General features: G+C 64.6%; 12 protein-coding genes and 1 tRNA gene. 11 read left to right on the forward strand and 2 right to left on the reverse strand.

What is annotated here, in order from left to right:
* The first annotated feature begins 98 nt into the window (after positions 1-98).
* From AC1DNG_RS07220 to AC1DNG_RS07265, 10 genes are all read left to right on the forward strand, one after another.
* A tRNA-Trp gene (locus AC1DNG_RS07220) sits at positions 99-171 on the forward strand.
* Positions 172-250: 79 nt separating this feature from the next.
* A complete protein-coding gene (secE, locus tag AC1DNG_RS07225; RefSeq protein WP_028276538.1) occupies positions 251-535 on the forward strand; it encodes a preprotein translocase subunit SecE in 285 nt (94 codons plus the stop codon).
* Between the two features lie 113 nt (positions 536-648).
* Positions 649-1,506, forward strand: a complete 858-nt coding sequence (nusG, locus tag AC1DNG_RS07230; protein ID WP_476887027.1) for a transcription termination/antitermination protein NusG — start codon at positions 649-651, stop codon at positions 1,504-1,506.
* Positions 1,507-1,635: 129 nt separating this feature from the next.
* Entirely contained in the window at positions 1,636-2,067 is a 432-nt protein-coding gene (rplK, locus tag AC1DNG_RS07235; RefSeq protein ID WP_018773647.1) for a 50S ribosomal protein L11, read from the forward strand.
* A 184-nt stretch (positions 2,068-2,251) separates the two neighbouring features.
* A complete protein-coding gene (gene rplA, locus AC1DNG_RS07240) occupies positions 2,252-2,959 on the forward strand; it encodes a 50S ribosomal protein L1 (protein ID WP_018773648.1) in 708 nt (235 codons plus the stop codon).
* A 173-nt stretch (positions 2,960-3,132) separates the two neighbouring features.
* On the forward strand, positions 3,133-4,272 hold the full coding sequence (locus AC1DNG_RS07245; RefSeq protein ID WP_476887028.1) for a GNAT family N-acetyltransferase: 1,140 nt from the start codon (positions 3,133-3,135) through the stop codon (positions 4,270-4,272).
* A gap of 167 nt (positions 4,273-4,439) precedes the next feature.
* A complete protein-coding gene (locus AC1DNG_RS07250; RefSeq protein WP_028276541.1) occupies positions 4,440-5,549 on the forward strand; it encodes a GNAT family N-acetyltransferase in 1,110 nt (369 codons plus the stop codon).
* Positions 5,550-5,875: 326 nt separating this feature from the next.
* On the forward strand, positions 5,876-6,469 hold the full coding sequence (gene rplJ / locus AC1DNG_RS07255; RefSeq protein ID WP_028276542.1) for a 50S ribosomal protein L10: 594 nt from the start codon (positions 5,876-5,878) through the stop codon (positions 6,467-6,469).
* A 77-nt stretch (positions 6,470-6,546) separates the two neighbouring features.
* Complete coding sequence (rplL, locus tag AC1DNG_RS07260; RefSeq protein WP_028276543.1) at positions 6,547-6,918, forward strand: 50S ribosomal protein L7/L12; 372 nt, start codon at positions 6,547-6,549, stop codon at positions 6,916-6,918.
* Between the two features lie 242 nt (positions 6,919-7,160).
* A complete protein-coding gene (locus AC1DNG_RS07265; RefSeq protein ID WP_476887029.1) occupies positions 7,161-9,014 on the forward strand; it encodes a bifunctional metallophosphatase/5'-nucleotidase in 1,854 nt (617 codons plus the stop codon).
* A 95-nt stretch (positions 9,015-9,109) separates the two neighbouring features.
* Here the strand turns inward: AC1DNG_RS07265 and AC1DNG_RS07270 are convergent, their stop codons facing one another.
* On the reverse strand, positions 9,110-9,595 hold the full coding sequence (locus AC1DNG_RS07270) for an aminoacyl-tRNA deacylase (protein WP_223913811.1): 486 nt from the start codon (positions 9,593-9,595) through the stop codon (positions 9,110-9,112).
* Between the two features lie 90 nt (positions 9,596-9,685).
* On the reverse strand, positions 9,686-10,885 hold the full coding sequence (locus AC1DNG_RS07275; RefSeq protein WP_476887030.1) for an acetyl-CoA C-acetyltransferase: 1,200 nt from the start codon (positions 10,883-10,885) through the stop codon (positions 9,686-9,688).
* A gap of 396 nt (positions 10,886-11,281) precedes the next feature.
* Here AC1DNG_RS07275 and rpoB point away from each other — a divergent pair, with 396 nt between their 5' ends.
* On the forward strand, positions 11,282-14,797 hold the full coding sequence (rpoB, locus tag AC1DNG_RS07280) for a DNA-directed RNA polymerase subunit beta (protein WP_028275121.1): 3,516 nt from the start codon (positions 11,282-11,284) through the stop codon (positions 14,795-14,797).
* Positions 14,798-14,865 lie beyond the last annotated feature (68 nt).

Consider the following 14,865-nt stretch of genomic DNA (forward strand, 5'->3'; position numbering starts at 1 on the left):
GTTGCGTAGACTGGTTCTCCGGTGTTGAAAACACGATGATGGCCTGCGCCTCAGGGAAGCCTGTGGGACGCATCGGCCGGAGCGGTTTTTCTCCCCGAAGGGTAGTGGCGCAATTGGTAGCGCAGCGGTCTCCAAAACCGCAGGTTGCAGGTTCGAGTCCTGTCTGCCCTGCGCATGCTGTTCCGGATTATCCGGAACCAGCGCAGCAACCATGGTTCAGTTCAGAGCCGGGTATCCGATCATTGCGAGGATGAGTGAGGACCAGGTGACCGAAACAGCTGCCAGCAGCTCCAAAGGCCGCCCCGCCAAGAATGCCGCCAAGCCCGGCTTCTTCGCTCGTATCGCGATCTTCATCCGCCAGGTCATTGGCGAACTGAAGAAGGTCGTCGCACCGACCCGTAAAGAACTGATCAACTACACACTCGTGGTACTGGTGTTCGTGACCATCATGATGGTGATCGTCACCTTGCTGGACCTGGCCTTTGGGACCGCGGTCAGCTGGGTCTTCGGCGGCAGCGGCCCCACGGACAGCTAAGGCGACCGGTCCGCAGACTGCGTGGATGCCCCGGGAAACCGGAGATTCCGCGGGGTGTGCGGAATTGAGTCATTTAAATAGGCATGTTAGGCAATGAGGAAGCAGGAGACCAAGTGTCTGAGCAGGAGCTCGAGGTAACTGAGACTGAGCTGGATAAGAGCCAGGGCGCCGCGGTGGAAGCCGCGGAAGAGTCCGAGGCTGTGTCTGCTGCGCCCGAATCCGACGTCACTGACGAGGCCGTAGCCACGGAAGCAGAAGCGGCAGACGACGCAGAGGCAGCAGTTGCAGCCGACGCCGACGCTGATGAGGCTGACACCGACGCTGATGAGGCTGACGCCGACGTGCTGGCAGCGGCGGCCGCCAAGGCCGACGTCGACCCCGCGGACGAGTTCAAAGCCAAGCTGCGCCGCCAGGAGGGTGACTGGTACGTCATTCACTCCTACGCAGGCTACGAGAACCGCGTCAAGGCCAACCTTGAGACCCGCATCCAGACCCTGGACATGGAAGATTACATCTTCGAAATCCAGGTTCCGATGGAGGAAGTCGTTGAGATCAAGAACGCCCAGCGCAAGGTCATCAACCGTGTCCGCATCCCCGGTTATGTCCTGGTCCGCATGGACCTGACCGACGCTTCCTGGGGTGCCGTCCGCCACACCCCCGGTGTCACCGGCTTCGTGGGCAACGCCCACAACCCGGTCCCGCTGCGCCTCGATGAGGTCTTCTCCATGCTCGCGCCGGTATTCGAAGAAGAGCAGGCCGAGAAGGGCAAGCCGGTCAAGCACGCCGCCGCCCAGGTCGACGTCGACTTCGAGGTTGGCGAGTCGGTCATCGTCAAGGAAGGCCCGTTCGAGACCCTCCCCGCCACGATCTCCGAGATCAAGATCGATTCCCAGACCCTCGTGGTGCTGGTGTCCATCTTCGAGCGCGAGACTCCGGTCACCCTGGCGTTCAACCAGGTCAGCAAGATCTAGCTTTTCCCTAAGAATTCGCCCCGGGCTGCCCGCTTAGCAGCCACGGAGCGGCCGGCCGCCTTGCCATGGCGGCCACCAACCTGAGGCACGCTCCTGTGCCCCAGGACGTATTTGAGAGAAGGACCTACATTGGCTCCCAAGAAGAAGGTCACCGGCCTCATCAAGCTGCAGATCCAGGCAGGTGCCGCTAACCCGGCCCCGCCGATCGGTCCTGCGCTCGGCCAGCACGGTGTCAACATCATGGAATTCTGCAAGGCGTACAACGCTGCGACGGAAGCCCAGCGCGGCAACGTTATCCCCGTGGAAATCACGGTCTACGAGGACCGTTCCTTCACGTTCATCACCAAGACCCCGCCGGCTGCAGAGCTCATCAAAAAGGCTGCAGGCGTCGCCAAGGGTTCGGCTACCCCGCACACCGTCAAGGTTGCCAAGCTGACCCAGGCCCAGGTCAACGAGATCGCCACCACCAAGATGGAAGACCTCAACGCCACCAGCCTCGAAGGCGCAGCGAAGATCATCGCCGGCACCGCCCGCTCCATGGGTATCACCGTCGAGGGTTAATTCCCCACCGCTGATGCGCCGGGATCGGGAAACCGGTCACGACGCCGTCAGCACCGCCGGCCAGCCGGCACCACCTAAACAATGAAGAGCGGAATTCCGGAACGGATACACCAGCCGGAATGCCGCCTGTGGCAGGGCCCAGCGCGGTCCGCAGACCACAACTGCACAAGGAGAAATAAGCAGCATGGCAAAGCGCAGCAAAGCATATGAGGCAGCCGCGGCCAAGATCGACGCGGAGAAGTTCTACGCGCCGTTCGAGGCAGTGACGCTCGCCAAGGACACCAACCCGTCCAAGTTCGACGCCACCGTTGAGGTCGCTTTCCGCCTCGGCGTTGACCCGCGTAAGGCCGACCAGATGGTCCGCGGCACCGTCAACCTGCCGCACGGCACCGGTAAGGTCGCCCGCGTCCTCGTCTTCGCAACGGGCGACAAGGCTGAGGCCGCAATCGCGGCCGGCGCCGACTTCGTTGGTTCCGATGACCTGATCGAAAAGATCGCCGGCGGCTGGACCGACTTCGACGCCGCCGTCGCCACCCCTGACCTCATGGGCAAGGTTGGCCGCCTCGGTAAGGTCCTGGGTCCGCGTAACCTGATGCCGAACCCGAAGACCGGCACCGTGACCGCTGACGTCGCCAAGGCCGTCAACGACATCAAGGGCGGCAAGATCGACTTCCGCGTCGACAAGCACTCGAACCTGCACTTCATCATCGGCAAGGTTTCGTTCGACGCCATCAAGCTGGCCGAGAACTACGCAGCCGCACTGGAAGAGGTCCTGCGCCTCAAGCCGTCCGCTTCCAAGGGCCGCTACATCCAGAAGGCCACCGTGGCCACCACGTTCGGCCCGGGCATCTCGGTTGACCCCAACGTCACCAAGGTCCTGACCGAGGTCTAGTCCTCACCGGATCCACGGAACTGCGGCTTCGCTGACGTCGCCGGTTCCAGCCAAAGGCCGTCCCGCAACTGCGGGGCGGCCTTTCGCCGTCCTGCGCCGGGACCCCGTGGCGTGCGAAACGTTTGGCATCCGGGACCCTTGGTGCCGCCGGACTTGCCGGTTAGGCTGTCCCGGTGACTACGCCGTCGTACCTCATCGAGGAACTCTCCCTGCCCGCCAGCCTTGATGCTGCCGACACCGATGCCGCTGATACGGCAGAGTTCCTCGAATTCATGGAACTCTGTGATGAGCTCATCCTGCAGACTTGGGGCAACCTGGACCGGGCATCGTCCGCGGCGGCCCGCCTGCAGTACTGGCGGGACACGGCGTACACCCGGCTTCGGCTCTTCTTCGTCCGCGTCGACGGGCGCATGGCGGCCAACTCCTGGGTCCGCTGTGAACTGCAGGAGAATCTGGGCAGTGCGCTGCTGCACGTGAGCGTCCTGGATGCCTTCGCCGGGCGGGGGATCGGCCGGGCACTGCTGGAGCACGCCGAGGCGCTGGCCTCCGCCGACGGGAGGACCATTCTGCAGACCTTCACCGAGCACCCGGCCGATTTCGACGTCGATGGCACCAACCTCATCAAGCCCGCCACGGGGACCGGAGCGCTGCCCGCCGGCGCGCCGGGCGTCCGTTTCGCCGGAAAAGCCGGCTACCGCCTGGAGCAGGTCGAACGGTTCAGTTCGCTCGACGTCCCGCCCGCCGCGGACCTCGACGCCCTGGAACGGGACGCCCTGGCCCGCGCGGGGGACTATGAGCTGCTGCACTGGACCGATTCCTGCCCGGAGGAACATGCCGCCCAGCTCGCGGTGCTCATGTCCCGCATGAGCACCGATGCCCCCTCCGGTGCGCTGAGTTACGAGCCGGAAATCTGGGACGTCGCCCGGGTCCGCCACGTCGAGGACACCTGGCGGCGCGCCGGCCAGTCCTCCCTCGTGGTGGCGGCACGGCACCGGGCCAGCGGCGAACTGGCCGCCTATACCGTCCTGCAGACAACAGCCGACAAGCCCTGGCTGTCCAACCAGGACGATACCCTCGTCGCTGTGGGCCACCGCGGCCACCGGCTTGGCATGCTCATCAAGATCCGCAACCTGCGCCTGCTGCGGGAGTCCTACCCAGCGGTCCGGCGCGTCCTGACGTACAACGCCGCCGAAAACGACCATATGCTCGGCATCAACATCGCGTTGGGCTTCAAGCCGGCGGGCTACGACGGCGAATGGCAGCGGACCGCTGCCGCCGCGGACGCAGCCACCTGCAATGAGATCCGGAACTGACCAGGCGCCGGCTGGGGCGGAAGCTGCCGGGCGCAGACTGGAGCGGAAACTGCCCGGCGTCACCAATGGAACAGCGGCCCAAACCAGCATATGCTGGCGGTTGAAAGCCCGGTTTGAGCCGGGCCGTACCGATGGTGGGTGGCACAACGGCTGGGAAGATGCCCTCTATGGCAAACGATGTACGGATTGAGCAGCTGTGGATCCCCGATTCCCTTGACGCGCCCGATGCCGCCGACTTTCTCGCCGCCATCGAGGTGGGGCGCAGGGTCCGGATGCAGACCTGGGGCACCGACGACCTCGCCTACGCGCCGCAGGAAAAGCTGCTTGAGATGGCGGACCCCTACGAACGCCAGGTGATCCTCGTCGCCAAGATCGACGGCGTGATTGTCGGGACTGCGGACATCGCCCTGCCGCTGGTGGACAACCTCGATCTCGCCGAATTCACGCTCGACATCCTGCCGGAATTCCGGCGCCAGGGCGTGGGGAGGCAGCTGCTGGCGGCCGCCGAACATTTCGCCCGGGACGAGGGCCGCCACACGATCCTGATCGACACCAACCACCCGGGATCAACCCTGACGGACCCGGAGGCCGAACAGCTCGTGCCCGGCAGCGGTGTCGGGTTCGTCCCGCTGGGCAGCCGTGACGTGGAATTTGCCCGCCATACCGGCTACACCCTGCAGCACATCGAGCAGTTCAGCTCCTGTGCGTTGCCGCTGGACACCAAGCTCGTCGCCGATCTGGAGGCCGAGGCCGAGGAAGCCAATGCCGGCCGATACCGTCTGCACCACTGGACGGACCGGTGTCCTGACCAGTGGCTCGAGGCCGTCGCCGCGCTGGAAAACCAGGCAGGCGAGGACGAAGTGCCGGGGCCGGATGCCCAGGAAATGGTGTTCGACGGCGGCATCCTCCGGGAAGCGGAGGAAGTCACCATAGCCCAGGGCCGCCGGACGGTGGTCACCGCCGTCGAGCACATCGCCAGCGGAACGCTCGTGGGCCTGACCACCATCAGTGTCCTGGCCCTGCGCCCGGACGTCGTCTTCCAGGACGACACGGTGGTGCTGCAGGAACACCGCGGCAACAAGCTCGGGCTGCTGATCAAGGTCGCCAACATGGAACGGCTCAGCGAACAGTTCCCGGACGCCCGGGTCCTGTACACGTGGAACGCCCCGGAGAACCGCTACCTCCTGAAGGTCAACCAGCAGCTGGGCTTCACGACAGCGGGCGTGACGGGTCTCTGGCAAAAAGAACTCCCCAACTTCGGACCGGCTGTCAGCTGAGGGCTGTTCACCCGGCACTGCCCGCCGGGCCCGATTTGGAACACGCGCGCCGTGTCCCGTAAGCTTGGAGGACCAAAGACCGTCGGTTGTTGGAAATCCACTCTCCCAAGCAAGACTCACTTCTGCAGTCGCGCCGGGAGAGCGCAGTGGATTTCCGGACGAAGGACCCTGAACATAGGGCGGCCGGCGCAGGTGAACGAAGCAAAGCTCCGCGGTCATGGACCGCGTCGAGACAAGCCCCGTGCATCTGCGCGGGGCGTTTTTTAGTTTTTAGCTCTTTTGAGCGGGGACCCGGACATACCGGCACTATCCCCGGAAGGAGGGTTATGGCAACGCCTAGCAAGGTTTCAGCAGTAGCTGAGATCACTAACGATTTCAAGGAATCGAACGCCGCTGTCCTGACCGAATACCGCGGGCTCACCGTTGCACAGCTCAAGCAGCTGCGTGTCTCTCTCGGCCAGGAAACCAAGTTCTCGGTCGTCAAGAACACCCTGACCGCCATTGCAGCCAAGGAAGCTGGTGTCGAAGCATTCGACGGTCAGCTCGCCGGCCCCACTGCAATCGCGTTCATCAAGGGTGACGCAGTTGCAGCTGCCAAGAGCCTGACGGATTTTGCCAAGGCCAACAAGCAGCTGGTCATCAAGACCGGTTACTTCGAGGGCAAGGCACTGAACGCCAGCGAAGTTGCTGCCCTGGCAGCACTCGAGTCCCGTGAGCTGCAGCTCGCCAAGGTTGCAGGGATCCTCAAGGCTCCTGCTGCCGCCGCTGTACGCATCATCGACGCACTGCGCCTCAAGCTTGAAGAAGAGAACGGTGCACCGGCAGCAGCCGAAGCACCCGCCGCTGAAGAAGCTCCCGCAGCAGATGCAGCAGCCGAGGCCGAAGCACCGGCCGAAGCCGCAGCCCCCGAAGAGAACTAGTCCTCTTCTCCATAAGACTCCGGTGCGACAGCGAGCCTCAGGGCCGCCGCGCACCACTATAGGAAGGACGCCACACCATGGCGAAGCTCACCAACGAAGAGCTCATTGAAGCTTTCAAGGAACTGACCATCATCGAGCTCTCCGAGTTCGTCAAGCTCTTCGAAGAGACCTTCGAAGTTACTGCTGCTGCCGTTGCCGTTGCCGGCCCCGCCGCTGCTGCAGAAGAAGCTGAAGAGAAGACTGACTTCGACGTCATCCTCGAAGCTGCTGGCGACAAGAAGATCGCAGTGATCAAGGAAGTTCGCGCCATCACCTCCCTGGGCCTCAAGGAAGCCAAGGACCTGGTTGACAGCGCACCCAAGGCTGTTCTCGAAGGCGCCACCAAGGAAGCTGCCGAGAAGGCAAAGGCTCAGCTCGAAGAAGCTGGCGCCCGCGTTACCCTCAAGTAACACCCGCCGTCCGGATCCATCGCGGTCCGCACTGCTCAAAGGAAACCCCGTCCACTCAGTGGGCGGGGTTTCCTGCGTTCCCGGACCGGAATCCACGCTGGCTGGAGCGCTCCCGTCGCCCGGGATGAACGGCGTCCAAGGATTTGGCAAAGTTTTTCTGATACCCCTGTCGCAGTTGTAAAGCCGCCCCTAGACTGTGGATTTGTGCCCACCGGCCCCCTACGTTCAGGAGTTCACCCACCATGCCGAACCCACACGATGCACCCTCCCGCCGCGCGATGCTCACAGCCGCCCTCGTCGGCGGCAGCGCTGCCGCAGCCGCACTGGCGGGAGCCCCCGCAGCCCAAGCCTCTGGCGAACGGGCGGCCACGGGCGGGCCGGACGGCAAGGCGCACTTCACGCTGACAGTGCTCGGCACCACAGATCTGCACAACAACGTCTTCAACTGGGACTACTTCAAGAACGTGCCCTATGCCGACGCCGTCGGGAACAAGATCGGGATTGCCCAGGCTGCCACCCTGATCAACGCAATGCGGGCCGAGCGCGGAGCGGCGAACACCTTGACCATCGACGCCGGGGACACCATCCAGGGCACGCCCCTGGCCTACTACTTCGCCAAAATCCAGCCCATCTCGGCCACCGTGAAACACCCCATGGCGCTGGCCATGAACGCGATCGGCTATGACGCCGCGGGGCTGGGAAACCACGAGTTCAACTACGGCATTCCACTGCTGCGCACCTGGGAGAAGCAGCTGGACTTTCCGCTCCTGGGCGCCAACGTGCACGACGCCGTCTCGGGCCAGCGCGCCTTCACGCCGTACGTCCTGAAGCGGGTCAAGACGGACAACGGCTGGGTGACGGTGGGCCTGGTCGGGTTCGTGACGCCCGGCTGCGCCCTCTGGGACCGCGACAACGTCCAAGGCAGGCTCGATTTCAACGGCATCGTCGAAGAGGCCAAAGCTGTCATTCCGCAGGTGAAGGCCGCCGGCGCGGACATCGTCATTGTCACGAGCCATTCCGGGGCGACTCCGGGGTCTTCCTACGGCGACGCCCTGCCGTTCCCGGAGAACGCCTCCACCCAGCTGGCGGAGGAAGTGCCCGGCATTGACGCCATCCTGGTCGGGCACGCACACCTGGAGATCCCCGAGCGTTTCGTCACCAACAAGGCCACCGGCAAGCAGGTGCTCCTGACCGAGCCGCTCAAGTGGGGCATGCGGGTATCTGTCATGGACCTCGAGCTCGCCAAGGTGCAGGGGCGGTGGGCCGTCACGTCGGCGCATGCGCACTTGCTGGACGCCAAGACGGTGAACCCGGATCCCGCCGTCGTCCGGGCCGTGCAGGCCGGGCATGAGGCCACGGTGAACTACGTCAATGAGGTCATCGGAACCTCCACGGCACCGCTCAGCACGGCCACCGCCTGCTGGGAGGACTCCGCAGCGATCGACGCCATCAACTATGTCCAGGCGAGCACCGTCAAGGCTGAGCTGGCCAACGGTCCCGCGGCCGGGCTGCCCGTGCTGTCCATTGCCGCGGCCTTCTCCCGTGCTGTGGATGTCAAGGCCGGGCCGCTGACCATCCGCGACGTCGCAGGGCTGTACATCTTCGACAACACGCTGCTCTCCGTCAAGGTCACGGGCGCGCAGGTCAAGGCATACCTGGAGTGGTCCGCCCAGTACTTCAAACCGGTGACCGCTACCACAGCCAGGGCCCAGGACGTCACCAATGCCGTGACCGCCACGGCACCGAACGGCACGCCGGACTACAACTACGACGTTGTCTACGGCCTGGACGCGCCGCTGAACTACGAGATCGACCTCGCCCGGCCGGCAGGGGACCGGATCGTCAAGCTGACCTACGGTGGCGAGCCGCTGCGGCTCGAGCAGGAATTCGCGCTGGCCATCAACAACTACCGGCAGAGCGGGGGCGGCAACTTCCCGGCCGTGAAGAGCGCGCCCGTGCTGTCCAACAGCCAGCAGGAGATCCGGCAGCGCATCATCGACTACGTCGTGGACCGCGGGACATTGGACGTTGCCGTGTTCAGCCAGGCCAACTGGCGCCTCACCGTCAACGGGGCACCCCTCACGGTTACGGCCTGACGCCCGGTCAAACAGCAACGCGGGGTCACTTCCGGCCCATCCCGGCCGTCCGGATGGGCCCGAACTGACCCCGCGTTGTTGTTAACCCGGGCGCGCTAGTTGGGTTCAGTGATGTCGGCGACGACGGCGCCCAGCGCCGCCGTCAGGGCATCCGCGTCCACGAACGCGCTGTAGCCATGTTCCCCGGCGCCCATGGAGATCCGCCGGCCCGTGATGGTCTGGTCGGCGTAGACGGGCCAGGGGCGGATGCTGCCGAGCGGCGTGATGGTCCCGCGCTCGTACCCGGTGGCCTCGAAAGCCGTATCCGCCGCCGGCAGCGAGAGCTTGTTGACGCCCAGCAGCGCCCGCAGTTTGGGCCAGGAAATCTGCCGGTCGCCGGGGACCAGCGCGAACAGGAAACTGCCGTCCTTGTGCTTGACCACGAGCGACTTCACGATATCCGCGGGCCGGATCCCGAGGATACCGGCCGCCTCCTCAAGGCTGCGGGCGGCGAGGCGTTCGACGATCTCCACGTCCAGCCCCCGCGCCGCGGCGTCGGCGAGGAACCGTTCGCGGCCGCTGGTTGTTTTCTGCTCTGGCATCGCGTCAAACCTTCCTGACTCCTGGCGGCGGTTCCCGGTCCGCCCGGCCGCCCTGTGGTCCGGGCCCGCCCGGCCCGCCGGTTACCGGTCTTAGTCGCGGTACAGCAGCAGCGCTTCGCCCTGGCCGCCGCCGCCGCACAGGGACACGGCCGCCTTGCCGGTACCCCGGCGCTTGAGCTCGTGGGCCGCGTGCAGGGCCAGCCGGGCCCCGGAGGCCCCGATCGGGTGGCCCAGGGCGATGGCACCGCCATGGATGTTGCACTGCGCCAGCGGATAGTTGAGGTCCTTCAGGGACTGCACCGCGACGGAACCGAAAGCCTCGTTGATTTCGATGAAGTCGAGGTCCGCGGCGGACCAGCCGGCCTTGTCCAGGGCGTTCTTGATGGCGTTCGACGGCTGGGAATGCAGCGAGTTGTCCGGACCGGCGACCTGGCCCGGCTTGCCGACCACCGCGAGATACTCGAGGCCGTTGTCCTCGGCGAACTTCCGGCTGCTCAGCACCAGGGCGGCAGCGCCGTCGGACAGGGGAGAGGAGTTGCCGGCGGTGATGGTTCCGTCCGTGACGAACGCCGCGCGCAGGCCGGCCAGCGACTCGACGGTCGTGTCGGGCCGGATGCCCTCGTCGGAGGTGACGGCGATCGGATCGCCCTTGCGCTGCTTGACGCTCATCGGGGCGATCTCGCCGTCGAAGACGCCGTCCTTCGCGGCCCGGGCGGCACGCTGGTGCGACTGGGCCGCCACCTCGTCCTGGGAGGCCCGGTCAATGCCGAGGGTCAGGTTCTTGCTCTCGGTCGACAGTCCCATGGACTGCCCGTCGAAGGCGTCGGTCAGGCCGTCGTGCGCGGCCACGTCCAGGGCCTGGACCGTGCCGTACGCCCAGCCCTGCCGCGAACCGGGCAGCACGTGAGGTGCGCGGGTCATGGACTCCTGGCCGCCGGCGACCACCACCGTGGCGTCGCCGCTGCGGATCATCCGGGCGGCGTCGATCACGGCGGTGAGGCCCGAGAGGCAGACCTTGTTGATGGTCACCGTCGGCACGTTCCAGCCGATGCCGGCGCCGATGGCGCTCTGGCGCGCAGGGTTCTGGCCCGCGCCGGCCTGCAGGACCTGGCCGATGATCACGCTGTCCACCTGGTCGGCCTTGACGCCGCTGGCGGCCAGGGCCGCGCGGATGGCGTGGGTGCCGAGCTCGACGGCGGTGAAGCTGGCCAGCTGCCCGTTCAGGCGCCCCTGGGGGGTGCGGGCTGCGGCGAGAATGACAACATCGTTGTTGTCGGCAGGATTGCTCATGGTGTTTTCTTCCGATCTACTTTCGACTTATGTCTACGTTATCGTGAGCCCCGTCACCTATCCATTCGGCAGGGTGGACACCGTCGCCGCGAAGAGTCGGGGAAATTCCGCCAAACTTCGTGCTTGCAATCCCGCCGGAAGTGGGGTAGACAAGTAGGTTGCTTTGCCGTATCGTAGATATTTGCGTCTTCCCTGTTTACCTTCAGCCTTCATATAGCGGTGGGCTTAGCCTGACAGCTGTTCCATCAATGTGCCGTCTACCACGTGCACCAGCTATGGACAGCGCGGGTCCCGGGTCATATAGCGGAACCGGACTGGTAGCGCTGCGGAGTCATTCTGCAGAGTGCATAACGGGGGAGATCTGACAACGCCTGAAGGTCTGTGGAAGGATCCCTCTTGGTCGCCTCGAGCACCTCTAATGTAAACAACGCTACCGCTATCAATGCCGACAGCACCGACGGTGCAACCCGCCGGCTCTCATTCGCAAAGATTCACGAACCCCTTGATGTTCCGAATCTGCTCGCCCTGCAAACCGACAGCTTTGACTGGCTGGTCGGGAACGAACGCTGGCAGGCGCGCGTTGCGAAGGCCGTCGAAGAAGGCGACCTCAGCGTCGCCACCTCCTCGGGTCTGTCCGACATCTTCGAAGAGATCTCCCCGATCGAAGACTTCCAGGGCACCATGTCCCTGAGCTTCTCCGAGCCGGAGTTCGCTGACCCCAAATACACCATGGCTGAGTGCAAGGACCGGGACGCAACGTACTCGGCTCCGCTGTACGTCAAGGCCGAGTTCATGAACAACAACACGGGCGAAATCAAGCAGCAGACCGTGTTCATGGGTGACTTCCCGCTGATGACCGAGAAGGGCACCTTCGTCGTCAACGGCACCGAGCGTGTCGTCGTCTCCCAGCTGGTCCGCTCGCCGGGCGCCTACTTTGAGCGCACCGCCGACAAGACCAGCGACAAGGACATCTTCACCGCGAAGATCATCCCCTCCCGCGGCGCCTGGTTCGAGCTCGAAATCGACAAGCGCGACCAGGTCGGCGTCCGTCTTGACCGCAAGCGCAAGCAGTCCGTCACCGTGCTGCTGAAGGCCCTCGGCTGGACCGAAGGCCAGATCCTCGAGGAATTCGGCCAGTACGACTCCATGCGCGCCACGCTGGAGAAGGACGCCACCGAGACCCGCGAAGACGCGTTGCTGGACATCTACCGGAAGCTGCGACCGGGCGAGCCGCCCACGGTTGAGGCTGCCCAGTCCCTGCTGGACAACCTGTACTTCAACTCCAAGCGCTACGATCTGGCCAAGGTCGGCCGTTACAAGATCAACCGCAAGCTTGGCATCGACCGCTCCCTTGGCGACAAGGAAGCTTCGGTCCTGCACGTTGAAGACATCGTGGCCATGATCAAGTTCCTGGTTGCGCTGCACGCCGGCGAGAAGACCCTCATGGGCAAGCGCGACGGCCAGGACCACGAGCTCCGCGTCGAGATCGATGACATCGACCACTTCGGCAACCGCCGCATCCGCGCCGTCGGCGAGCTCATCGAGAACCAGGTCCGCACCGGCCTGTCCCGCATGGAGCGCGTTGTCCGCGAACGCATGACGACCCAGGACGTCGAGGCCATCACGCCGCAGACCCTGATCAACATCCGTCCAGTCGTGGCAGCCATCAAGGAGTTCTTCGGAACTTCCCAGCTGTCCCAGTTCATGGACCAGAACAACCCGCTCTCGGGTCTGACCCACAAGCGCCGCCTGTCCGCGCTTGGCCCGGGTGGTCTGTCCCGTGACCGTGCCGGCATGGAAGTTCGTGACGTGCACCCGTCCCACTACGGACGTATGTGCCCCATCGAAACTCCTGAAGGCCCGAACATTGGTCTGATCGGTTCGCTGGCTTCCTACGGACGCATCAACCCGTTCGGTTTCATCGAAACCCCGTACCGCCTTGTCGCCGAGGGTGTCGTCTCCGATGAGGTCAAGTACCTCACGGCCGACGACGAAGCCGAGGTCCTGATCGCACAGGCCAACGCACCGCTCGACGAGAACAAGCGTTTCGCGGAAGAGACCGTCCTGGTCCGTGCCCGCGGTGGTGGAGGCGAGCCTGTGCTGGTTCCCGCCGCCGACGTCGAGTTCATGGACGTTTCCCCGCGCCAGATGGTGTCCGTGGCTACCGCCCTGATCCCGTTCCTCGAGCATGACGATGCCAACCGTGCACTCATGGGTGCCAACATGCAGCGCCAGGCCGTGCCGCTGGTCCGTTCCGAGGCACCGTTCGTCGGTACCGGCATGGAGCGCGCCGCAGCCGTCGACGCCGGTGACGTTGTCATCGCCAAGAAGGCCGGTGTGGTTACCGAGGTCTCCGCTGAGCTGGTCATCATGCTCAACGACGACGGTACGGAAACCAACTACCGCATCAACAAGTTCGCCCGTTCCAACCAGGGCAACTGCTACAACCACCGTGTCCTGGTAAGCGAAGGCCAGCGCCTGGAGGTCGGCGGCATCATCGCTGACGGCCCGGCAACGGACCAGGGCGAGCTCGCCCTCGGTAAGAACCTGCTCGTGGCATTCATGTCATGGGAAGGCCACAACTTCGAGGATGCCATCATCCTCTCCCAGCGCATCGTGGCCGAGGACGTCCTGTCCTCGATCCACATCGAGGAGCACGAGATCGATGCCCGCGACACCAAGCTTGGTGCCGAGGAAATCACCCGTGACATCCCGAACGTGTCTGAGGAAGTCCTGGCAGGCCTGGACGAGCGCGGCATCATCCACATCGGTGCCGAGGTTGAGGCCGGCGACATCCTGGTCGGTAAGGTCACCCCCAAGGGCGAGACCGAGCTGACCCCGGAAGAGCGCCTGCTGCGCGCCATCTTCGGTGAGAAGTCCCGCGAAGTGCGCGACACCTCCCTGAAGGTGCCGCACGGCGAGTCCGGCACCGTGATCGGTGTCCGCGTCTTCGACCGCGACAACGACGACGAGCTGCCCCCGGGCGTCAACCAGCTGGTGCGCGTCTACGTCGCTGCCAAGCGCAAGATCACCGACGGCGACAAGCTCGCCGGCCGCCACGGCAACAAGGGTGTTATCTCCAAGATCCTTCCGATCGAGGACATGCCCTTCCTTGCCGACGGCACCCCCGTTGATATCGTCCTGAACCCGCTGGGTGTTCCGGGCCGCATGAACGTCGGCCAGGTGCTGGAAACGCACCTCGGCTGGGTTGCCAAGACCGGCTGGAAGATCGAGGGCGAGCCCGAGTGGGTCAAGCAGCTGCCGAACCTGCCGCGCGAGAGTGGCCAGACCACTGTGGCGACGCCGGTCTTCGACGGTGCGCGTGAAGAGGAAATCACGGGCCTGCTCGATTCCACCAACGTCACCCGCGACGGCGACCGCCTGATCAACTCTTCCGGCAAGACCCGTCTGTTCGACGGCCGCTCCGGCGAGCCGTTCCCGGATCCGATCTCGGTCGGCTACATGTACATCCTGAAGCTCCACCACCTGGTGGACGACAAGATCCACGCCCGCTCCACCGGCCCGTACTCCATGATCACGCAGCAGCCGCTGGGTGGTAAGGCACAGTTCGGTGGCCAGCGCTTCGGTGAAATGGAAGTGTGGGCGCTCGAAGCTTACGGCGCCGCGTACACGCTCCAGGAACTGCTGACGATCAAGTCGGATGATATCCACGGTCGTGTGAAGGTCTACGAAGCCATCGTCAAGGGCGAGAACATCCCCGAGCCGGGCGTTCCTGAGTCCTTCAAGGTCTTGATCAAGGAAATGCAGTCGCTGTGCCTGAACGTGGAAGTGCTTTCCACGGACGGAACCACAATTGAAATGCGTGACTCTGATGACGCAGTCTTCACGGCTGCGGAAGAACTGGGCATCGATCTGTCTCGTGCAGAGCCCAGTTCCGTAGAAGAGGTTTAGCAGGGGGTTTACGACGGCGGGTTCGCACTCGCCGTCGTAAGCCACCTCCCTCTTCCCGTAACCCAAGA

It is taken from the genome of Arthrobacter sp. 01T425 (assembly GCF_056398725.1).

What these genes read in the sequence shown, in the direction of transcription:
- rplA (WP_018773648.1), top strand. Translation starts at nt 2,252, where the DNA reads ATGGCAAAGCGCAGCAAAGCATATGAGGCAGCCGCGGCCAAGATCGAC.
- AC1DNG_RS07270 (WP_223913811.1), bottom strand. Translation starts at nt 9,595, where the DNA reads ATGCCAGAGCAGAAAACAACCAGCGGCCGCGAACGGTTCCTCGCCGAC.
- AC1DNG_RS07250 (WP_028276541.1), top strand. Translation starts at nt 4,440, where the DNA reads ATGGCAAACGATGTACGGATTGAGCAGCTGTGGATCCCCGATTCCCTT.
- rplL (WP_028276543.1), top strand. Translation starts at nt 6,547, where the DNA reads ATGGCGAAGCTCACCAACGAAGAGCTCATTGAAGCTTTCAAGGAACTG.
- AC1DNG_RS07265 (WP_476887029.1), top strand. Translation starts at nt 7,161, where the DNA reads ATGCCGAACCCACACGATGCACCCTCCCGCCGCGCGATGCTCACAGCC.
- rplJ (WP_028276542.1), top strand. Translation starts at nt 5,876, where the DNA reads ATGGCAACGCCTAGCAAGGTTTCAGCAGTAGCTGAGATCACTAACGAT.
- secE (WP_028276538.1), top strand. Translation starts at nt 251, where the DNA reads ATGAGTGAGGACCAGGTGACCGAAACAGCTGCCAGCAGCTCCAAAGGC.
- AC1DNG_RS07275 (WP_476887030.1), bottom strand. Translation starts at nt 10,885, where the DNA reads ATGAGCAATCCTGCCGACAACAACGATGTTGTCATTCTCGCCGCAGCC.